Origin of the sequence: Citrobacter sp. Cu231 (genome assembly GCF_030332265.1) — a bacterium.
Taxonomy (GTDB): Bacteria; Pseudomonadota; Gammaproteobacteria; order Enterobacterales; family Enterobacteriaceae; genus Citrobacter; species Citrobacter meridianamericanus.
Genome location: NZ_JAOWIE010000044.1, coordinates 175542 through 196361, shown reverse-complemented (window position 1 = coordinate 196361; position 20820 = coordinate 175542). Strand labels below are relative to the sequence as shown.

General features: G+C 53.2%; 18 protein-coding genes. 8 read left to right on the top strand and 10 right to left on the bottom strand.

Going from position 1 to position 20820, the window contains the following annotated elements; genetic code table 11:
* The first annotated feature begins 34 nt into the window (after positions 1-34).
* The 3 genes from OGY15_RS18580 to OGY15_RS18570 are packed head-to-tail and all read left to right on the top strand — an operon-like array spanning position 35 to position 6484.
* Positions 35-1342, top strand: coding sequence for an SrfA family protein (locus OGY15_RS18580; RefSeq protein ID WP_252838798.1), 1308 nt, complete (start codon positions 35-37; stop codon positions 1340-1342).
* A gap of 4 nt (positions 1343-1346) precedes the next feature.
* The gene (locus OGY15_RS18575) at positions 1347-4328 is read left to right on the top strand and encodes a virulence factor SrfB (protein WP_286540563.1); all 2982 of its coding nucleotides are present in this window, start codon (positions 1347-1349) and stop codon (positions 4326-4328) included.
* The gene (locus OGY15_RS18570) at positions 4325-6484 is read left to right on the top strand and encodes a virulence factor SrfC family protein (protein WP_286540561.1); all 2160 of its coding nucleotides are present in this window, start codon (positions 4325-4327) and stop codon (positions 6482-6484) included. The genes OGY15_RS18575 and OGY15_RS18570 overlap by 4 nt, the downstream gene beginning before the upstream one ends.
* Positions 6485-6503: 19 nt before the next feature.
* Here OGY15_RS18570 and OGY15_RS18565 read toward each other — a convergent pair whose 3' ends face one another.
* Positions 6504-6677 (bottom strand): GhoT/OrtT family toxin, encoded by a 174-nt coding sequence (locus OGY15_RS18565; RefSeq protein WP_016153148.1) that lies wholly within the window; start codon positions 6675-6677, stop codon positions 6504-6506.
* A gap of 192 nt (positions 6678-6869) precedes the next feature.
* Here OGY15_RS18565 and yncL point away from each other — a divergent pair, with 192 nt between their 5' ends.
* Entirely contained in the window at positions 6870-6965 is a 96-nt protein-coding gene (gene yncL, locus OGY15_RS18560; RefSeq protein WP_071524268.1) for a stress response membrane protein YncL, read from the top strand.
* A gap of 543 nt (positions 6966-7508) precedes the next feature.
* On the opposite strand, the gene patD is transcribed toward yncL, so the two are convergent.
* The 7 genes from patD to OGY15_RS18525 form a co-directional block, all read right to left on the bottom strand.
* Positions 7509-8936, bottom strand: coding sequence for an aminobutyraldehyde dehydrogenase (gene patD / locus OGY15_RS18555; RefSeq protein WP_151219277.1), 1428 nt, complete (start codon positions 8934-8936; stop codon positions 7509-7511).
* Positions 8937-8957: 21 nt separating this feature from the next.
* Positions 8958-9764: an ABC transporter permease gene (locus OGY15_RS18550; protein ID WP_151225474.1), complete on the bottom strand. Its 807-nt coding sequence runs from the start codon at positions 9762-9764 to the stop codon at positions 8958-8960.
* Positions 9754-10698 (bottom strand): ABC transporter permease, encoded by a 945-nt coding sequence (locus OGY15_RS18545; RefSeq protein ID WP_151225475.1) that lies wholly within the window; start codon positions 10696-10698, stop codon positions 9754-9756. Before OGY15_RS18545 ends, OGY15_RS18550 begins: the two co-directional genes overlap by 11 nt.
* The gene (locus OGY15_RS18540; protein WP_151219279.1) at positions 10699-11715 is read right to left on the bottom strand and encodes an ABC transporter ATP-binding protein; all 1017 of its coding nucleotides are present in this window, start codon (positions 11713-11715) and stop codon (positions 10699-10701) included. It lies immediately after the preceding gene.
* 16 nt (positions 11716-11731) lie between these two features.
* Entirely contained in the window at positions 11732-12877 is a 1146-nt protein-coding gene (ydcS, locus tag OGY15_RS18535) for a putative ABC transporter substrate-binding protein YdcS (protein ID WP_151219280.1), read from the bottom strand.
* Positions 12878-13206: 329 nt separating this feature from the next.
* Positions 13207-14616, bottom strand: a complete 1410-nt coding sequence (locus tag OGY15_RS18530; protein ID WP_151219281.1) for an aminotransferase-like domain-containing protein — start codon at positions 14614-14616, stop codon at positions 13207-13209.
* Positions 14617-14708: 92 nt separating this feature from the next.
* The gene (locus tag OGY15_RS18525; protein WP_252838834.1) at positions 14709-15119 is read right to left on the bottom strand and encodes a type II toxin-antitoxin system HicB family antitoxin; all 411 of its coding nucleotides are present in this window, start codon (positions 15117-15119) and stop codon (positions 14709-14711) included.
* 132 nt (positions 15120-15251) lie between these two features.
* Between OGY15_RS18525 and OGY15_RS18520 the strand changes: the two genes are divergently transcribed.
* The 4 genes from OGY15_RS18520 (at position 15252) to OGY15_RS18505 (ending at position 18210) form a co-directional block, all read left to right on the top strand.
* Complete coding sequence (locus OGY15_RS18520) at positions 15252-16655, top strand: cytochrome ubiquinol oxidase subunit I (protein WP_286540553.1); 1404 nt, start codon at positions 15252-15254, stop codon at positions 16653-16655.
* Entirely contained in the window at positions 16655-17665 is a 1011-nt protein-coding gene (gene cydB, locus OGY15_RS18515; RefSeq protein ID WP_286540552.1) for a cytochrome d ubiquinol oxidase subunit II, read from the top strand. The genes OGY15_RS18520 and cydB overlap by 1 nt, the downstream gene beginning before the upstream one ends.
* Positions 17665-17790 (top strand): DUF2474 domain-containing protein, encoded by a 126-nt coding sequence (locus tag OGY15_RS18510; RefSeq protein ID WP_005126742.1) that lies wholly within the window; start codon positions 17665-17667, stop codon positions 17788-17790. The genes cydB and OGY15_RS18510 overlap by 1 nt, the downstream gene beginning before the upstream one ends.
* A 189-nt stretch (positions 17791-17979) precedes the next feature.
* Positions 17980-18210 (top strand): DUF2554 family protein, encoded by a 231-nt coding sequence (locus OGY15_RS18505; protein ID WP_286540752.1) that lies wholly within the window; start codon positions 17980-17982, stop codon positions 18208-18210.
* Between the two features lie 3 nt (positions 18211-18213).
* Here the strand turns inward: OGY15_RS18505 and OGY15_RS18500 are convergent, their stop codons facing one another.
* Entirely contained in the window at positions 18214-20175 is a 1962-nt protein-coding gene (locus OGY15_RS18500; RefSeq protein WP_151219285.1) for a peptidase U32 family protein, read from the bottom strand.
* Between the two features lie 79 nt (positions 20176-20254).
* Positions 20255-20791 (bottom strand): helix-turn-helix domain-containing protein, encoded by a 537-nt coding sequence (locus tag OGY15_RS18495; RefSeq protein ID WP_151219286.1) that lies wholly within the window; start codon positions 20789-20791, stop codon positions 20255-20257.
* Positions 20792-20820: the final 29 nt, after the last annotated feature.

Below are 20820 nucleotides of genomic sequence, written 5' to 3'. Positions count from 1 at the left end.
AGTAGATACGTGAAGAAGTCTAAGGGGTAACAACGTGGCAAAAACTCTCTTGCGCAGCGGCAATTTGGATGACTATCAGGCCGTGGGTGGCGGTGGTCAGGCCGTGTTTGATTCAGCATTGCAAATTCGCGAAACGCTTCGTCTGCGTAAACAACAGGCAATGGTGGATTGTCTGGCGATCCCACAAATTAACGACAACGGCGATCGGGTGGACTGGTATTCCCCGATCGAAGGGAAAGTCGTTGCGTGGAAAGCCGCTGATGAGGAGGCTCGTTTTCGTGCGCTGCGCTATCTGGGGAGCACGCTGGAAAATGCGGCTGCTCTGAGCCGTAAAAGCCTGCAATCGGGGAAAACCTCACTACAGCTGTTTGGCTCACTGCTCGAAAAAGCCATCCAGTTTCCTGGTGAGAATCACGTTTTTTTGGTTGAAGGCAAACCCGTTATTACGTTCTGGGGCTTCGTCAATCTGAACGAAAATCCTCGCGACGAGGTGCTCGATTGCCTGCGACTTGCTGATACTCCTCCTGTCGTTACCGTAGCAGAGCCGGAGCCGGAAGAAGAAAGCAGCCCTGAAATCACCTTCGCCGAGGCTGATACGCCTTTATTGACGCCGGTCGTCGAGCTGGCTAAACCGGCTGAACCTGAACCACAGCCGCCGGTTATAGTTAACGAACCTGAAGTCACACCGCCACTGGCACAAGAGAAACCCGCGCGCCGCCTGCCGCTGTGGAGCCTGCCGGTTGCCGCAGTAATCATTGCCGCCATTGTTGGGCCACTATTGTGGAAACAACAGACAGTCCAGCCCACTCCCGCAGTCATCCCTGTTGACGTTGCGAAGGCAGATATGGCTCCGCTGCCAGAACTGACATCTGCACTGCCGCTGCATCGGGCTGAAGTGATCCCGGTCGCGAAGAAAGAGAAACCTGTGGAAGGACCTGTCGTGATCGCCGCGATTCCGAAAGATGCGCTGGTCATGGATGCCAACCAGATGAAGGCAGGAACAACGCGTTTTCTCAACGGCAACTGGCGTGTAATGGTCGATGTTAAAGATCCGGTCAGCGGCAAAGCGCCGTCGCTACGCTATCAAATCCAGGCCAATAAAGGCACTGCTCGCGTGGTTCATGGTGACAATATCGTTTGTCGAGCCGAGATTTTCTCCGGTTTGCACCAGTCGGGTGAATTAATGATTAAGAGTCGCGGGAATGCCCGTTGCACGGACGGGTCACGTTATCCAATGCCTGAAATTACCTGCAAAGCGGGAACCAATGACGTCGCCGCGTGTACCGCACGTTATGACGATCACGCGGAAATCCCTCTGACGATCAAAAAGATAGGTGCCTGATTTTATGTTGGTGAATCTGTGTGATTACAAACAGAGCGTGACGCTCATCGCCAATAGCGGTGTGCAATTCCTGGATTTTGGCCTGACGCCGCAAGAATCTGCGCATCATGGTCGCTTTGTGCGCAAAACAGCAAACGGTCCCCTACTACGGCTGGATTTCGATCTGGCAACGGGTCGCTATACCTTGCCAGGCAGTACCGGCGGTCAGCCCGAAGTGGTGAAACCGGAAAGCACCCAGACGCTGCATTATTCGCTTGATGTCCTCGACGGCGTCTGGCTGCCACTGCCGTTTCTGCGCTTTAACCCACCGCGCACGTTTGTTGAAGGTCCGGATAACTGGGCACGCGTGCAGGTACGAAAACTGGCGCAGCCCGACAGCGCGGGCAACACCCACCGCGTTACCGTAGCTCTGGACAGCCAGCTCACTGAAAATGCCCCTGCAGCGTTAACGCCTAATGAAAACGACCTGCTCAACGGGACACGATTCGCGCTGGCCTGGCATGACAATGAAATTGCCGATTTCCTCGACCAGACATGGATTGACGGTTGGTTGCGCGAGTCTTTTATGCATCATGTCACACAGCATGAGAACCGCTCTGAACACGAGATCCAGCAGGCTCTGCGTAATTTTGAATATCAGGCACACTGGCTGAATGTGCTGACCCTGTTAGGCGAACAACTTTCGCTGCCGGAAGTGAAGCTGGTTACGCACACCCTCAGTACACCCGCCATTCCCGTCGATCTCATTCTGGATATTGGTAATACACACACCTGCGGCGTGCTGATTGAAGATCATGGCGACGCCAATGACGGACTGCGTCAGACTGCTGAATTACAGGTGCGTTCGTTAAGCGAGCCGCAGTATCTCAACGACCCACTGTTCACCAGCCGACTGGAGTTTTCTGAAGCGCGTTTTGGCAAGCAGCACTTTTCTGTGGAGAGCGGTCGTGATGACGCCTTTATCTGGCCGTCGATTGTCCGCGTGGGTGACGAAGCCCGTAAGCTGGCGATGCAGCGTATGGGCACTGAAGGCAGCAGTGGGATCTCCAGCCCACGCCGTTATCTGTGGGACGAAACGCCGGTGCTACATGATTGGCGCTTTAGCCAGATGAATGGCAAAACCCAGCGCGAGCCGCTGGCTACCGCCTTCCCGCTGATGAACCTGATGAACGATGACGGGCAACCGCTGTTTAGCCTGCCGCAGGACGATCGTCTGCCGGTATTCTCACCGCAATACAGTCGCAGCACGCTGATGACACATATGCTGTGCGAAATTCTGGCTCAGGCGCTGGGCCAAATTAACAGCGTGGCAACGCGATTGCGTCTTGGATTCCCGGCCTCTCCTCGTCAGTTGCGGACGTTGATCCTGACCCTACCGTCGGCAATGCCCAAACAGGAGCGCGAAATTTTCCGCCTGCGCATGTTTGAGGCTATTGCGTTGGTGTGGAAAGCGATGGGCTGGCACCCGCAGGATGAAGATTTCACCACTCGTAAACAACAAGAAAAGAGCGTGGTTCCCGTACCTGAGATCCAGATGGAATGGGATGAGGCCAGCTGTGGGCAACTGGTGTGGCTGTATAACGAGGCTATCTCCCACTATGATGGTCACACTGAATCGTTCTTTAACGCCCTTGCCCGCCCGGACCGTCTGCCGGAACCCGGTGAGACTAAAGGTCGTGCGCTGCGCGTGGCGTCGATCGACATTGGCGGCGGGACAACGGATATGGCCGTGGTTCATTACCAGCTTGATGATGGCGTTGGGGCGAACGTCAAAATTACCCCGCATCTGTTGTTCCGTGAAGGTTTTAAGGTCGCGGGGGATGACATGCTGCTTGACGTAATTCAGCGTTGCGTTTTGCCCGCGTTGCAAACCCGCTTACAACAGGCTGGCGTGACTGATGCCGCCGCATTGCTGGCGACGCTATTCGGCGATTCCGGGCGCATCGATACTCAGGCGATTTTGCGTCAACAAACGGCATTACAGCTCTTTATGCCGCTTGGTCATGCGGTGCTCTCTGCCTGGGAACAAAGTGATATTAACGATCCGGTAGCCGGGCTGCATGCCACCTTTGGCGAGCTGCTCAGCCAGCGCCCCACACGTAACGTGATGAATTATATCCAACAGGCCATCGACCATGCGTTGCCAGCAGGATCGCCAGCGTTTGATGTTCTGAACGTTCCCTTACAGGTACAGTTCAGGCAGCTACAAGAAGCGTTACTGGCGGGACAATTTACTCTGACTGCGCCGCTGCACGCGGTCTGTGAGGCCATTTCGCACTATCGCTGCGATATTTTATTAGTGACCGGCAGACCCGCCTGTTTACCCGGCGTACAGGCGTTGATCCGCCATCTGCAGCCTGTTCCGGTTAATCGTATGATCTGGATGGATAACTACCGCGTACATGAGTGGTATCCGTTTAGCCAGCAAGGACGGATTGGTAACCCCAAATCCACCGCAGCAGTAGGTGCCATGTTGTGTAGCCTGGCGCTGGATTTACGTCTACCACGCTTTAACTTTAAAGCTGCCGATATCGGCGCTTACTCAACCGTACGATATCTCGGCGTGCTGGATAATACGGTCAATACGCTGCGCGATGAGAATATCTGGTATCACGATATCGATCTGGATAAGCCCGGCGCTAAGCTGGATACCCGCCTGCACTTTCCTTTGCGCGGTAACGTGACGTTAGGTTTCCGTCAATTGGCAAACAGTCGCTGGCCTGCCACGCCGTTGTATACGCTCAGCATAAATTCTGCCGAACTGGCAAAAACCATCGCCGGAGATGGCGTGTTGAATGTCCGGTTGCAACTACGCGGTGGTAGCAAAGAAAGCGGACCGGAATTCTTCGTACTGAGCGACGCCTGGTTACAGGATGGCACTCCCGTTGCCGCTCATGCCTTAACGTTAAAACTGAATACGCTGGCAGACCGTCGCCATAGCGGTAGCCATTACTGGATTGATAGCGGGAGCGTGTACCTGAAATGAGTAAGATGTTAAATACCGCGCAGGCCGCCATCGAATGGGTATCTGATACCCGTCAGCGCTCGGCACGTCTTGATGATGAAGCAGATGCCCTGCTGGCCCAGCTCACGTTAGCCGCCGTGCAGGAATCTGCGTTAAAGACGGCTTTTTCATCGCGAGGGTGCGTTGGGTTATATGGACATTCACAATCGGCGAAAGCGCATCTGCTCGCGGCATTGTGCAACAACGCCAATGGCAAAGTGAATATCGTCACTCCGGATCGCAGTTTTGATTACTTTTCGCATATTAATCCCGGTCATGCGCCAACCAATATGGCGATCCGTTTCACGCAGGAAGAAAATCCGCTTGATAATGAATGGCCATTGCGTCTGCGGTTACTCAGCGAAGCCGAACTGGTACAACTGTTTATCGCCCAGTTCAGTGCGCTCCCGGACAATCGCCAGGTTGAGAAATCGATTATTGAGTCGCGCCTGGAAAAATGGCAAACGCTACGTCAACGTCATCCGGTACAGGGCATTACTGCACAAGATGTTGCGTCGATTGGTCGCTTCTGGCGCGCCTGCGTGCCAACCAATCAGCAGCAAATCGACGATACGCTATGGCATCAGTTTGCCACGCTGTTACCCGCACTGGACCTGACGACCCGGGCAAACGCCTGGGCGTTACTGTGGGGAGAGCAACCAGAACTGACGCAACAGTGGTTGGCGCTGGCGCATACGCTGCAGCAAACCGGGAACGCGTCAGAATTAGCAGCACCGCTGAGCCTGCTGGTCGATCATTTCGGTTTACCTGCGGAAAGTTTTCTTACCCAGATGGCGTTAACCGGGAATGAGGCGCAAAGCGATGTGGTGGTTCATCCCGTTGAAAATCATCAGTTGCTCAACGCGGTTAGTCTCCCTCAGGCATCACTGGCGCTGCTCACGCGCGAACTGGTCCTGACAGTTGAAAACGCTGAACTGGGGAATGTCGATCTGCTTGATATTCCCCTCGCCCCGGATGTTCATCTCCATCCACTGTGGCAGGCCAAATTAGGCTGGATGCTGGAACATTACCGCCAGCATCTGCAACCGGATGTGCTCTTAATCTGTAATGCGGTATCGACCCGTTCCCAGACGCCTGCTATCACCCGCAAGCTGCTGGGCTGGGTTAACGATACTCAGCCCGTACATGACGCCGCATTGCCGGGCGTGGTGTGGGCCATTACCCCGCAGGATGCGCGTTTTAGCACTCAGCAAAACCTGGATGAATCCGTACAGCAATTAATGGGTAAGCCCGGACTGCACTGGGGCACACTGCAGGCGCTGGATAAACACAGCTTACAGCGCCTTGTCGAGTGGCTGACTCAAGCCACCTCGCCACAGCAGCGCCAGGCCAGGTTGGATTCCCTGCGTGAGCAGCACCAACAGCACGTACGCCAAACCCTGATCGGCTGGATTCATCCCGTTGAAGCCGAATCCGGTAGCAATGAGTGGGTGATCCGCCAGTTACAGGCTCAGGCGGCAAAGCATGGCGAACTCCTTGATGGTTTGCTCCCGCCGATGCGCCTCTTTGAGTCGCTGCTGCGTATTCAGCAGCCACGCGAGGAACAGGTGAGCGGACTCTTTAATGAAGATATTGACCTGTTTGCCGAGGTGCGCGACACGCAACACTCGCCGGAAAACAAAGAGATCGGATATCAGGCGCACAAAATGTGGATAAACCACGTGCGCCAGTGGTGTCGCGATGAAAATAATGCGCGCCGGTTACGCCTCGACGCCCGTACGCTAAGGCAGGTTGCCGATATCCTCGTTACCGCCAGCTATCGCCTGGAGATGCCGCAACGCTTACAGCGCATTTTGCAGCGAGAAAACGTCTGCGCCGCGCAACTTCACGCCGATATTGGCGATTTTATTACCTGGCTTGGATTTGCTAACGTTGCCGAGGAACAGCGTCCGGCCAGCAGGATCCAAAAAGGATCGGCTATTTTTAGCGCGCCTAAGCAACAGCCAATGTTACGCCTGACGAAACTGGATGAACAACCTTCGCACGGCGCAAGTCGCTACGTTTACGACTGGCTGGTCGCTTTATATACCCGTGCGAATGAGAACGTGGGGTATCAGCATCCGCAGGACGTCAGTGACGCCGACAGAAAACGATTAGATGCCCTGCTTTCCGCCTGAAACGGCGTTTACGCCGTCATCAGAAGAGAGAAAACATTAACGCGACGGGAAAACTCATCGGCCAGGTCGCCCCGACTAATACTGCGCTGAGAAAACGAATCCGCTTTTTATCGCGGGAAAGAAACCAAGTGATGATTGCCGTGATAGCGGCCATCACCGCATAAAAAACCAACATTTTTTGGTACAGAGACATGTAAGGCATCCGGGCCGAAAGGTGAAATCGCGCGCAATATGCTCTTTTTCATGACCCACATCAAGTTTTATTAATTATTTTAAGAGAAACAGCGGTAAAACACACCGTTTTCATTGTGTTCGGAATTCGTACTATTGCGGATAGTTATAACCCGTACTATACCCATAAGGGTTTAAACGAAAGGTGGCACAAATGAATGTTTCCAGTAAAACGGTGGTGCTGATAAATATATTTGCTGCTGTAGGACTTTTCAGTCTGATTTCCGCAAGGTTTGGCTGGTTTGCTTGATGTGGTTCTTGTTTAATTAATCGCAGCGTCCGCTGGCAGAGAGGTTTTTCTCTCTGCCATTAGTACACCATCTTCCCACTCTCACACTTCCGGGTAAATTATCCTTAGTATGTAATCCCCCTAATCCTTCTATGGCATTAGGTATCCAAATAACGCCTCGGTGTTGTGCCGGTATGCTGATGGAAATTGAGATCCCTTGGCTGAACGGGGTTGTTACTGGCATTTGCTTCACTATTGGGCAGCCTGCTGAACCGGCGATTATTGACGACAGGTCTGACGCCGGAACAACTGGGACTGGTTCTGAGCGTTTGTGCGCTACTCGCCTGACTTAGCAGCTTACGCCGCTAATAACCGGACGGTATACCTGAAAGCACAAAGCCCCGATATTCAACCGGGGCTTTGTTGTATCAATTAGCCTGACCTCGCGGATATTTCCAACTTACCGCCGTCCGATGGCGACGAGGCCAGTGGCACGAATAGTATAGACGCACGTTTGCCAATATTTAGCTATCCGTGCCCCATTTACCGCTCGCGCTTCAGAGACTACTCATGCTTGATCATGACATGGCGAACAATCGTGTAATCTTCCAGCCCGTAAACCGACATATCCTTGCCATAACCAGACTGTTTTTGCCCGCCGTGCGGCATCTCGCTGACCAGCGTGAAGTGTGTATTGACCCAGGTGCAACCATACTGCAGGCGAGCGCTAAATCGATGCGCGCGCCCCACATCCCGGGTCCAGACGGAGGATGCCAGCCCATACTTCGAATCGTTAGCCCACGCCAATACCTGATCTTCATCATCAAAGACCGTTACGCTGACCACCGGACCGAAAACTTCCCTCTGCACAATGGCATCGTCTTGCTTTGCCCCAGCCAGCAGCGTCGGGGCGAAATAGTAGCCTGCCCCCTCCACTTTCTTACCACCGGTGATAACGTTGATGTGCCCCAACGCTTTAGCCTCATCAACCGCTTTGGTGATGCGATCAAGATGCGCCTGAGAGCTTACTGGCCCCAGCTCTGTCGACTCATCATTCGGTGAACCGGTTTTCAGGCTGGCAACCGCGGCGCCAAGTTTCTCAACCAGCGCATCATAAATGCCTTTCTGGGCATAGATTCGGCAAGCGGCAGTGCAGTCTTGTCCGGCGTTGTAATACCCAAAGGTTCGCACGCCGCTCACCACCGCATCCAGATCGGCATCATCAAAAATGATGACCGGGGCTTTACCACCCAGTTCCATATGCGTGCGCTTAATCGAAGGCGCAGTATGCTGGATAATGTGTTCGCCGGTTGCAATGGAGCCGGTCAAGGAGACCATGCGGACTTTTTCATGGCCGGTCAGCGGGTCACCCACCGTTTTACCCCGGCCAAACAGCACGTTGATAACGCCAGCCGGATAAATATCTTTGGCAAATTCAGCCAGTTTTAGCGCCGTTAGCGGGGTGATTTCTGACGGTTTAATCACCACGCAGTTACCCGCCGCCAGCGCCGGAGCCAGCTTCCACGCCGCCATCATCAGCGGGTAGTTCCACGGCGCAATAGAGGCCACCACGCCCAGTGGATCCCGACGAATCATCGACGTATGCCCTTCCAGATACTCTCCGGCCGCCTGTCCTTGCAGAGTTCGCGCTGCCCCGGCAAAGAAGCGGAAAACGTCGACGATTGCCGGAATTTCATCATTGAGGACGCAGTGCAGCGGCTTACCACAGTTGAGTGATTCCAGCTCGGCAAAGGTTTGCGCGTTATCGGCGATAACATCCGCCAGTTTCAGCAGCAATTCCGAGCGGACTTTCGGCGTGGTTTGCCCCCAACTGGCAAATGCGCTGTCTGCTGCACGTACTGCGGCATCAACCTGCGCAGCAGACGCCTCGGCAATCTCCAGAATAATTTCACCAGTGGCAGGGTTATAGACTGGCTGCTTTTCACCTTCACCGTTGACCAGCTCGCCATTAATCAGTAATTGATGTTGCATAGCAATTTCCCATATCGTCGTTTATTTACCGTTTCCGGCGAGAGTGTCGCCTTCACGCGTTAGCCACCAGGCCCCTAAAATTGGCAGTGTTGTCACCAGCATTACCAGCAATGCCACAACGTTGGTGACAGGCACATCTCGTGGTCGACCCAGTTGATTGAGTAGCCACAAAGGAAGTGTTCTTTCATGTCCGGCGGTGAACGTTGTCACGATGATTTCATCAAACGACAAGGCAAACGCCAGCATCCCTCCCGCCAGCAGTGCCGATGCCAGGTTCGGCAGCACGACATAACGAAAGGTTTGCCAGCCATTGGCGCCAAGATCCATAGACGCTTCAACCAGACTCCATGAGGTACGGCGAAAACGCGCCACGACGTTGTTAAACACCACCACCACGCAAAACGTCGCATGGCCCACCACGATCGTCAGAAACCCTGGTTCCAGGTTGATGGTTTTAAACGCAGTCAGCAGCGCCAGACCGGTAATAATTCCCGGCAGCGCGATCGGTAAAAGTAGCAACAGCGATATTGCGCTTTTACCAAAAAAGTCCCTGCGCCACAGGGCAGCCGCGGCCATCGTCCCCAGAACCAGGGCAATAGCTGTCGACAGCGCCGCGATTTTAAGTGACAACGTCACCGATTCCAGAATATCGCTACGCTGCGCCGCAACGCTAAACCATTTCAGCGTTAACCCCTGCGGTGGGAAACTAAAAGCGGCCTCCTCTGTATTAAAAGCATAGGTGGCGATGATGAGGATGGGAAAGTGCAGGAAAATAACCCCGCCCCATGCCGCCAGTTTGAGTAGCCAGGGTGCGCGTTCAGAGTGCATCGAAAGCTCCCAGACGCTTCACGAACGCCAGATACAGTGCGATTAAGACAATTGGCACCAGAGTAAATGCCGCCGCCATCGGCATATTGCCGATAGCCCCTTGTTGCGAATACACCATGTTGCCGATGAAATAGCCTGGTGGTCCCACCAACTGCGGTACGATAAAATCGCCCAACGTCAGTGAGAAGGTAAAAATCGAACCCGCCGCGATGCCGGGTATCGCCAGTGGGAGAACCACATAGCGGAAGGTTTGACGCGGACGCGCGCCCAAATCAGCGGAGGCCTGTAACAGTGACGGCGGAAGTCTCTCTAGTGCAGCCTGTACCGGCAGAATCATAAACGGCAGCCAGATGTAGACGAAGACCAGGAAACGACCCAATCCTGACGTCGACAACGTATTGCCGCCTACCGCAGGCAGCGTCAGGAACGAAAGCAGCAGCGGCTCCAGCCCAAGATGGGTTAAAAACCACTGCGCCACGCCGTCTTTAGCCAACAGCAACGTCCACGCGTAAGCTTTAACAATGTAGCTGGCCCACATCGGCAACATCACGGCAATGTAAAAAAAGGCTTTCATTTTGCCGCTGGTATATCGCGCCATATACCACGCCATCGGAAACGCCAGAATCGCGCTGGCAATGGTGACTGCCACCGCCATCGTCAGGGTACGCAAAATGATGTCGTAGTTAGCCGGATTAAACAGCGCCTGCAAATTCGCCAGCGTCAGGTCCGGCGTGACCGACATCGTGAAATCGTCAAAGGTATAAAAACCTTGCCACAACAGCGTCAGTAATGAGCCAAAGTAAACGATTCCAAACCACATCAGCGGCCCGAGGAGCAGCAAAAACAGCCCCAGCCCCGGATTACGCCAAAAGAAACCTGAGATCCGGTTCAGATTTGTCGGCTGTGGAGGCGAATGTAAGACGTTCATAGCCATTCACCTCTCCTCAACCAGCGGTACCATCACATCACGTGACCATGAGGCTATCACCTGCTGACCCGGTGACAGCGTTGGCGGCAGCACTTCTCCCGTCAGGTTAGCCTGGCTAACCAGCAATTTTTCACCACCGGCGAGTTTCAGCTCAAACCGCGTCGCCGCTCCCTGGTATTGCACAGCCTGAATGATCCCCGGAGCCTGGACTTCGCCACTGACGTCATTCAAGCGAATGTGTTCCGGACGCAAGGAAAACATACCCTGCAGCCCGCAAACGTTGGCCGACATCGCCTCATCGAAGACATTTGACGTCCCAACGAAACTTGCCACAAACGGTGTCCGCGGGCGCATGTACAGTTCACGCGGAGAATCCACCTGTTCAATACGACCGTTATTAAACACCGCCACACGATCGGACATCGACAGGGCTTCCCCCTGATCGTGGGTGACAAAAATGAACGTAATACCCAGGGATTGCTGTAACTTCTTCAGCTCCAGTTGCATCTGTTCACGCAATTTAAGATCCAATGCCCCAAGCGGCTCATCCAACAGCAGGACGCGTGGTTCATTGACCAACGCCCGGGCAATAGCCACGCGCTGCCGCTGCCCACCGGAAAGCTGTGACGGTTTGCGTTCATGAACAAAACCGAGCGCGACCTTATCCAGTGCCTCGCGTGCTTTTGCGTGACGTGTCTTTTTATCAATGCCTTTGACCATCAACCCGTAAGCGACGTTATCGAGAATCGACATATGCGGGAATAGCGCGTAATCCTGAAAAACCGTATTGACGTCCCGTTCCCAGGGCGGCAATTCGCTGGCCTGCTTACCAAAAATAGTAATTGCGCCGCCTGAAAGTTGCTCAAAACCGGCAATCAGGCGCAGACAGGTGGTCTTGCCGGAGCCGGATGGCCCCAGCATAGAGAAAAATTCACCGTCGTTAATCGCAATACTCACCCCATCAACAGCACGAACATCCCCGTACAAACGCGAGACGTCATGAAACTCCACTGCGTACGTCATAAAACCCCCAGCGGAATTAACGACCACCCATAATGGCGATGTAATCCTGCGTCCAGCGACTGTAAGGAACGAATTTGCCGCCTTCTGCGATCGGCGTTTTCCAGAAGGCAATTTTGTCGAAATAGCTATAACCGTTGGTTTCACAGCCTTTTTCACCCAGTAACGGGCTGGCTTTACAGCCTTCCGGCACCACTGGCAGAGAACCAAACCATGCCGCTACGTCGCCCTGTACTTTCGGGGTTAATGACCAGTTCATCCATTTATAAGCGCATACCGGGTGTTTTGCCTGACTGTGCAGCATGGTGGTATCAGCCCAGCCAGTAACCCCTTCTTTTGGGAAAACTGTGGCAATCGGCTGACCTTCCCCTTTCAGGGCGTTAGCCTGATAAGGCCAGGCGCTTGAGGCCACCACACCTTCGTTTTTGAAGTCGCTCATTTGCACGGTGGTATCGTGCCAATAGCGATGGATTAACGCGTGCTGATCGCTCAGGACTTTGATAACCGCCTGATACTGCTGTTCGGTGAGCTGATAGGGATCGGTAATACCCAGTTGCGGCTGAGTGGCCTTAACGAATAACGCGGCGTCGGCAATATAGATCGGGCCATCGTAAGCCTGAACGCGACCTTTATTGCTTTTACCGTCAGGAAGATTTTGTTCAACGAATACCACGTTCCAGCTGTCCGGCGGCGTTGGGAAGGTTTTGGTGTTATACATCAGCAGGTTTGGTCCCCACTGGTATGGCGTACCGTAAACTTTACCCCCAACGTTAAACCACTCTCCTTTTACCACTCGCGGATCAAGGGTTTTCCAGTTAGGGATCAGCGCGGTATTAATTGGCTGAACGCGTTTACCCATAATCAGTCGCAATGAAGCATCACCGGAAGCGGTAACCAGGTCGTAGCCGCCTTTCGCCATCAGGCTGACCATCTCATCAGAGGTGGCCGCCGTTTTAACATTGACCGCGCAGCCGGTATCTTTCTCAAACTGCGAGACCCAATCATATTGTTTATCAGTTTGTCCACGCTCGATGTAACCCGGCCAGGCAATAATATCCAGACGACCTTCCGGTTTACTTAATGATGTCGGGGGTTCGGCTGCCTGCGCCGTCATCAGCGTCATGCTGAAGGCACAGAGGCTACTGAGGGCAAGTTGCTTGCTCATAACGTCTTACTCCTGTCGAAAAAATATTGAGCGGCAGCCTTGCCGTAAATATATGTCCTTTCCTAAAAATAGTCGGGGTGTGGTAAGCGTTCCTGCTGGCGCAAGGAAATTTAATCAGGTTGTGAGCTAACGCTCATTACGCGACTGACTCCGACCATGAGGCTTAATCTTCTGGAGTATAGACAAGGAGTTAGGTGCAAAGGTGGCAACAGTAAGAACTATTGATTTTTTGTATGGTAGCACTCGATATAAATAACATCAGTGCTATGTATTCTCTATTTCGAAAATAAGAACGCGCTATTCTTTTATATTGAATAGCGCGTTACGTTTTATTTCATCATCTCGCGAATTAATTTTCCCAACTGTTTCACCGCCTGTTCCTCACGTTCTCCCCAGTGCCATGCGGTATTAAAACGAAAGAAACGCGTCCAACTCCCCGAGGTTGAGAACATTTTTCCCGGCGCAATGCTGATATGGTGCGCCAGTGCCTGGGTAGTGAGTTCGCCTGCATCAAGCGGTTCTGGTAATTCCAGCCATAAAAAATAGCCGCTGTCGTTGTGGTGAATTTTGACTTCCGCCGGAAGATGACGCAGCAACGTTTGCCAGGCCTGCTGTTTGCGCTCTGCCAGTTGGCGGCGTAAGCGACGCAGATGTGCGTCATAGCGCCGGGTTGACAAGTAATCCACCAGTGCAAGCTGCATCGGGGAACTGGTGGATAAGGTGCTCATTAACTGAAGTCGCTGAATACGCCGGGCATGCTTCCCGGCCGCCACCCAGCCCACACGGAACCCGGGCACGAGGCACTTCGAGAAAGACGAACAATGTAAAACGCGGTCAGCACGATCCCAGGCCTTGGCGGGCTGCGGTTTTTCACGACCAAAGTACAGTTCGCTGTAGACATCATCCTCTATCAGCATCACGTGGTATTTTTCCAGCAATGCCACCAGGTGCGCTTTTTTCTCTGGGTTGAGCGTAAAACCCAGCGGATTTTGACTGTTAGTCATCAGCCAGCAGGCTTTGACCGGATACTCCTGCAACGCCTGCTCCAGCGCAGCCAGATCGATCCCCTCTTTGACATCGGTGGCAATCGCAAGCGCCTTCAGGCGTAATCGCTCCAGAGCCTGCAACGCGCCGTAAAAACAAGGGTTTTCGACAATCACCCAATCCCCCGGTTCGGTCACCGCCTGCAGGCTCAGGTTGAGGGCTTCCAGCGCGCCGGTGGTGATCACAATCTCATCAGGTGAAATAGTCATTCCCTGTTGAGCATAGCGACGGGCAATGGCATGGCGCAATTCTGCATTTCCCGGCGGCAGGTTTTCGATCACGCTCATAGCAGTGGCGGTTTTACTCACCTGCGCCAGCGAGCGGTTCAACTGCTGAAGTGGAAACAGTCGCGGGTCGGGGAATGCAGAGGCAAATGGCATTACTGACGCATCACGACTGGCTTGCAACATATCAAAAATATAAGTGTTGATATCCACTGCTTCATCGCGCATGACCTGTGCCTGCGGTGCTGCCAGCTCACGTTGTGGGCGCGCGGCGACATAGTAACCCGACTGCGGTCGGGCAATAATCCGCCCCTGACTTTCCAACAGTTGGTAGGCGTGTCCGACGGTCATAAAACTCATGCCGCTGCTGACCACCTGTTCACGCAGTGACGGCAGGCGATCGCCTGGCTGCCATACGCCAGACGCGATTTGATCGCGAATTTGCTCAGCCAGTCGCTGATACTTTTTCATTTTTGATCCTGATTACCGGTGTCGGTGACAATCACTGTGTATATCAGTTTACATAATCAGGGTGTTTTTTATAACTGTTATAGTTAACAGTTTTACAACATCGTTAACGCCAGTTCTTTGCCTAAGACGCGAGCAGCAATCTGTACGGCATCAATTTTGGTCGTGTGCTTTAAATCAAATAAACGGGTGATCTCCTGCTTAGGTCTGCCGATCCTGTTCGCCAGCTCCTGCTGGGTGATTTTTGATTCAAGGAAGGCATTCAGCAGAAGAACCTTAGACGCAACGCTCAGCGGTATTTCTACGTAGGTATCTTCAGCGCCAACCGCCGAAGGGAGTGGAATCGCCTCGTTGTCGTCGAAATAGAATTCAAAAGCGGTAATCAATGCAGCCTGTGCGGCCTGCAAAGCGTCATGGCGAGTATTTCCCTGAGTTAATGCTTCCGGAATATCCGGAAAAGAAACCACAAACCCACCTTCCACTGCCGGTGTTAGACTCGCTTCCAGATTTCATATCAGCGTGTACAACCTATAACAGCACTGCAACTGTTATGGTTAAAAAGAACTGTTCTGTTTCTGCCCCGCATTCCTTCCGAAGCTTAGAATTGCGCCAAATCAATTTTGCCTGCGGAGTTAAGCATGTTCGGTCTTGACGCGTTTCACCTGGCGAGGATCCAGTTCGCGTTTACGGTATCCTTTCACATCATCTTTCCGGCCATTACCATCGGCCTCGCCAGTTATCTGGCGGTGCTTGAGGGGTTATGGCTAAAAACAAAAAATCCCACCTGGCGTTCGCTATACCATTTCTGGTCGAAAATATTCGCCGTAAACTTTGGTATGGGCGTCGTTTCCGGGCTGGTGATGGCTTATCAGTTCGGCACGAACTGGAGCGGTTTTTCCGAGTTTGCCGGAAGCATCACCGGACCGCTGCTGACCTATGAGGTGTTAACCGCCTTTTTCCTCGAAGCGGGCTTCCTTGGGGTAATGCTGTTTGGCTGGAACCGGGTTGGTCCTGGACTTCACTTCTTCGCCACTTGTATGGTTGCGCTGGGTACGATTATTTCTACTTTCTGGATCCTCGCCTCCAACAGTTGGATGCAAACACCGCAAGGCTATGAAATCGTTAACGGGCAAGTGGTTCCCACCGACTGGTTCGCCGTTATTTTCAATCCTTCATTCCCTTATCGTTTGTTGCATATGTCCGTTGCCGCTTTCCTCAGCAGCGCGTTGTTTGTCGCGGCTTCAGCCGCATGGCATTTACTGCGTGGGAATAGCACTCCCGCTATTCGCGCCATGTTTTCGATGGCGCTGTGGATGACGCTAATCGTCGCCCCACTGCAGGCCTTGATTGGCGATATGCACGGATTGAATACGCTGAAACACCAACCGGCAAAAATTGCCGCTATTGAGGGACACTGGGAAAATCCGCCAGGCGAACCAACCCCGCTGCTGCTCTTCGGCTGGCCGGATATGGAGCAAGAGCGCACTCGCTATGGGCTGGAAATTCCTGCGCTGGGCAGTCTGATCCTGACCCATAGTCTGGATAAACAAGTCCCGGCCCTGAAAGAGTTTCCTAAAGAAGACCGGCCCAACTCCACCATGGTGTTCTGGTCGTTTCGCATTATGGCGGGGCTAGGCATGCTGATGATCCTGTTGGGTGCGTTTGCCTTGTGGCTGCGTTATAAGCAGCGTTTATACACCTCGCGCGCTTTCTTGCGCTTTGCATTGTTGATGGGCCCTTCCGGTCTGATTGCCATTCTGGCTGGCTGGGTGACCACTGAAGTGGGCCGTCAACCGTGGGTGGTTTACGGTCTGCAACGTACAGCGGATGCGGTTTCCGCTCATGGCGATTTACATATGAGTATCAGCCTGCTGTCCTTCTTTGTGGTGTATAGCTCGGTATTTGGCGTGGGTTACAGCTACATGATCCGCTTGATCCGTAAAGGGCCGCAGGAAGATGACCCGACCATTCCGCCAACCGGCACACCTGCCCGGCCGCTTTCTGCCGCAGTTCTCGATTCTCAACCGGAGGCACATCGCTAATGGGTATCGATTTATCAGTTATCTGGTTTGTGATTATCGTGTTCGCCACGCTGATGTATATCGTGATGGACGGTTTTGACCTCGGGATCGGTATTTTATTTCCCGCTATTCAGGACGCTGATGATCGCGACGTGATGGTTAACAGCGTCGCTCCGGTATGGGACGGGAATGAAACCTGGCTGGTTCTGGGGGGGGCCGGGTTATTTGGTGCGTTCCCGCTGGCCTATGCGGTGATTGTCGATGCGCTGACGATCCCGTTGACCCTGATGCTAATCGGCCTGATATTTCGCGGCGTCGCGTTCGAGTTTCGCTTCAAGGCTACACCGGCGCATCGACCATTCTGGGATAAAGCCTTTCTCGGCGGTTCAATTCTGGCGACATTCACCCAGGGCGTGGTGGTGGGTGCTGTACTCAACGGATTTTCCGTTACCGGTCGCAGCTACAGCGGCGGTCCTTTCGACTGGATGACTCCGTTTACGCTGTTCTGCGGCATTGGTCTCGTGGTGGCCTACGCCCTGCTGGGAGTAACATGGCTGGTGATGAAAAGCGAAAACCCGTTACAGGATAAAATGCGCGGCGTGGCAAAAAAACTACTGCTGGCGATGTTGGCTGTCATTGCCATTATCAGCCTGTGGACGCCGTTGGCGCACAGTGCTATTGCCGTGCGTTGGTTTAGCCTGCCCAACCTGTGGTTCCTGCTGCCGGTTCCGCTGCTGGTTGCGTTAATTAGCCTGTGGCTGTGGCGCGCGCTGGGCCAGCGAAACAGCCATACTCTGCCTTTTGTCTTGACGCTGGGGCTGATTTTCCTCGGGTTTAGCGGACTGGGGATCAGCATTTGGCCACACATCATTCCACCGTCCATTACGCTCTGGCAGGCGGCGGCTCCGGCGCAAAGTCAGGGCTTTATGCTGGTTGGCGCACTGCTGATTATCCCAATAATCCTGGTGTATACCTTCTGGAGCTACTACGTTTTCCGCGGCAAAATTCAACATGGTGAGGGGTATCATTAATGCAACAATCTATCTGGAAACGTCTGATGTGGCTGGTCATTCTCTGGGGCGGCAGTGTGCTGGCCCTGGCGGCCGTCGGTTCATTCTTTCGCTTACTGATGACCGCTGCTGGGTTTAAGTCCTGATTTTCCCCCCGGTAACAACCGAGTCGCCCTGTGCTTCCCGGTTGTTACAAATCCTAATGCTGGCTAAACAAAAATGTAAAAAACATCGAATTGGCAAAACAGAGATTGCCATTATCCCGATTAAAATATTGAATAGTCACAAGGTGAAATTATCGCCAATTCCGCAGCTAACGTACCAGAGGGTGCATGATGTTTAAGAAAGGGTTAACGGTGTTATTGCTGGCCAGCGCGCTTTTTTCTGGTCAGCTTTTCGCGACTAATCAGGGACATGAATATCTTCAGGTACAGGATGCCGATCACGTATTACGACACACGGCCGACAGCGATGAGCTGCGAGTGACGGCGGAAGAATCCGCCGTCACTCTTCGCGAGCACCATCACTGGCAAAAATCACGAAAACCCGATATCCATATGAGTTAACCGTCAGCCTTTACGCTTCGGCAGTGTCTTCATCAGGTCTTCGGGGCTGACGGAAGCCACTATACTGCCAGGCAATGGCATCTTCAGAATGTGATGTTTCATCTTGCCGATCACGTGCATTTCGCACGGTCGGCAATCAAATTTCAGCGTCAGGACTTCATCGCCGTTAACCAGTTGCATCGGCGTGGCTTTCCAGCTCTTGATGTTCCCTTTCGCCTGTTTCGGACACAGGTTAAAGGCGAAACGCAGACAATGTTTGGTGATCATCACCGGTACATCGCCCTTTTCTTCATGCGCTTCATAGGCGGCATCAATCAACTGCACACCATAGCGGTGATAAAACTCACGCGCTTTATGGTTGTAGACGTTAGACAGGAAACTCAGATGCGTTTGCGGATAAACCGGCGCCGGTTGTACGACCGGTTTACGACTGCCCCGCTGATAATTTTGCAAACGCGCGGCATCCAGCATGTCGACAGCTTCACGTCGCAACTGATTCAGTTGACCGTTTGGTACGAACAATGCCCCCGGCAAGTTGATCTGAATATCGCGGGCGTAATACATCGTTTGTCCGAGCTTTGCCAGGCCATCCTGCAGATTGTTCAACGCTTTTTCTGCATTGTTCGCTTCCTCAAACTGACCATCCAGCGTATGGGTGATACTCACGCCCTCCTCGCTGGTGAGCGTCAGGATTAACTGTTCCTGCCAGCCGCCCAGTTCAATATCGACCGCAACTCGGCGTTCGCTGGAGGTTTTGGTCAGCGCCTGTTGCCAGTTATGATCGAGATTGCGATTCAGCGGATGGTTAGCACGAACTTTGTGCAGATCGACGGGCATTTCATTCGGCCACACCCGATAACGATTGTGCCCGGTTTTTTCAACGGTGTTAGCGCGAAATCCAACGACCTCACGCTTGATTAACACGTTCAGACCATCCCCGTTCGCCAGCGGTTCTGTCACCTCAACGTCGAGATGATCTTTTGCCACTTTCAGGACTTCACCAATCGGCAGGCCAATAAACTTTGGAGAGTCGAATGCGCCGATATCGGCCTTACGGGCATTTACAAAGTAATCAGTACTGCCGCGATGGAAGGTTTTCTCCGTAGACGGGGTGAAGAAATGTTCTGTGCGTCCAGCTGAAGAACGGGCCAAATCTCCCCGCTCTTCGATGATAGCGTCCAGCATCTGACGATAATGCGCGGTAATATTCTTCACATAGCTCATGTCTTTGTAGCGCCCTTCAATTTTGAAGGAACGCACACCTGCGTCAATCAATGCGCCGAGGTTGGCGGTCTGATCGTTGTCTTTCATCGACAGCAGGTGTTTTTCATAGGACACCACGCGCCCCTGATCGTCTTTCAGGGTATACGGCAGGCGGCAGGCCTGAGAACAGTCGCCACGGTTAGCACTGCGTCCGGTTTGGGCATGAGAAATATAACACTGGCCTGAATAGGCAACGCACAGCGCACCGTGGATGAAAAATTCAATGGTTGCGTCAGTAGCCTGATGGATGGCGTTAATTTGCTCAAGGCTCAGTTCGCGCGCCAGGACAATCTGGGTGAATCCGACATCAGCAAGAAACTTCGCCTTCTCAACACTGCGAATGTCACATTGGGTGCTGGCATGCAGCTCAATGGGGGGAATATCCAGTTCCAGAATTCCCATATCCTGCACAATCAGGGCATCAACACCGGTCTGATACAGATCGGTAATTAACCGTTGTGCGGGTTCCAGTTCATCATCGTGCAAAATGGTATTTAGCGTCACAAAGATTTTCGCCCCGTAGCGATGGGCGAAAGGCACTAGTTCGGCAATATCTTTCAGACTGTTACTGGCGTTATGACGCGCGCCAAAACCCGGGCCGCCAATGTAAACGGCGTCTGCGCCGTGCAAAATGGCTTCACGGGCAATGGCGGTATCCCGGGCCGGGCTTAACAATTCAAGGTGATGAGGCTGCTGGCGCATACAGTTGTTATCATCCACAAGCGGTAAAAATGGCGGTTATTGTAGTCACAAGCGGGGCGTTTCGGAATAGTTTTCCCGATTAACCACGTCGGTAATGGATCAGCGAATGAAAGTGCACCGTTTGTTCGCTGCTGTTACGGTAGCTATGTGCCCTGTCTCCGGCAAAACGAACTCCCTCGCCGGATGTAATGGTACGCCACTGCCCCTCAATACACATATCCAGCAGTCCGTTAATCACCACAACATGCTCGATAACCCCGGATTCATGCGGAGTTGATTCGCTGAGTGCACCGGGTGCCAGCAGGATTGAAAAATGATCGAAGCACAGTTGCGGATCCCACGGGAACAGTGATGTGACGACCATCGCCTGCTGCTGAGGATCAAATGCCGGCGTATTGTCTGACTCTGGCGGTGAAATAAACGTCGAAAACGGCACGTTCAGTCCAGTGGCAATTTTCCACAATGTCGCCACCGTTGGGCTGGACTCGTTGCGCTCAATTTGCCCCAACATGGCTTTTGATACACCGGTTTCCTCCGCCAGGCGTGAAAGGCTCCATTCTCGCTGGTGACGTAACGTCCGGAGCGTAGTAGCCAGATACTGGGTTAAGTTGTCCATTTTTCTCCTTCATCGGTCTCCTTTCACGG

Excerpts from the sequence above, each read along its gene's own strand:
- OGY15_RS18575 (WP_286540563.1), top strand. The coding sequence starts at position 1,347 with ATGTTGGTGAATCTGTGTGATTACAAACAGAGCGTGACGCTCATCGCC.
- OGY15_RS18570 (WP_286540561.1), top strand. The coding sequence starts at position 4,325 with ATGAGTAAGATGTTAAATACCGCGCAGGCCGCCATCGAATGGGTATCT.
- OGY15_RS18565 (WP_016153148.1), bottom strand. The coding sequence starts at position 6,677 with ATGTCTCTGTACCAAAAAATGTTGGTTTTTTATGCGGTGATGGCCGCT.
- yncL (WP_071524268.1), top strand. The coding sequence starts at position 6,870 with ATGAATGTTTCCAGTAAAACGGTGGTGCTGATAAATATATTTGCTGCT.
- patD (WP_151219277.1), bottom strand. The coding sequence starts at position 8,936 with ATGCAACATCAATTACTGATTAATGGCGAGCTGGTCAACGGTGAAGGT.
- OGY15_RS18550 (WP_151225474.1), bottom strand. The coding sequence starts at position 9,764 with ATGCACTCTGAACGCGCACCCTGGCTACTCAAACTGGCGGCATGGGGC.
- OGY15_RS18545 (WP_151225475.1), bottom strand. The coding sequence starts at position 10,698 with ATGGCTATGAACGTCTTACATTCGCCTCCACAGCCGACAAATCTGAAC.
- OGY15_RS18540 (WP_151219279.1), bottom strand. The coding sequence starts at position 11,715 with ATGACGTACGCAGTGGAGTTTCATGACGTCTCGCGTTTGTACGGGGAT.
- ydcS (WP_151219280.1), bottom strand. The coding sequence starts at position 12,877 with ATGAGCAAGCAACTTGCCCTCAGTAGCCTCTGTGCCTTCAGCATGACG.
- OGY15_RS18530 (WP_151219281.1), bottom strand. The coding sequence starts at position 14,616 with ATGAAAAAGTATCAGCGACTGGCTGAGCAAATTCGCGATCAAATCGCG.
- OGY15_RS18520 (WP_286540553.1), top strand. The coding sequence starts at position 15,252 with ATGTTCGGTCTTGACGCGTTTCACCTGGCGAGGATCCAGTTCGCGTTT.
- cydB (WP_286540552.1), top strand. The coding sequence starts at position 16,655 with ATGGGTATCGATTTATCAGTTATCTGGTTTGTGATTATCGTGTTCGCC.
- OGY15_RS18510 (WP_005126742.1), top strand. The coding sequence starts at position 17,665 with ATGCAACAATCTATCTGGAAACGTCTGATGTGGCTGGTCATTCTCTGG.
- OGY15_RS18505 (WP_286540752.1), top strand. The coding sequence starts at position 17,980 with ATGTTTAAGAAAGGGTTAACGGTGTTATTGCTGGCCAGCGCGCTTTTT.
- OGY15_RS18500 (WP_151219285.1), bottom strand. The coding sequence starts at position 20,175 with ATGCGCCAGCAGCCTCATCACCTTGAATTGTTAAGCCCGGCCCGGGAT.
- OGY15_RS18495 (WP_151219286.1), bottom strand. The coding sequence starts at position 20,791 with ATGGACAACTTAACCCAGTATCTGGCTACTACGCTCCGGACGTTACGT.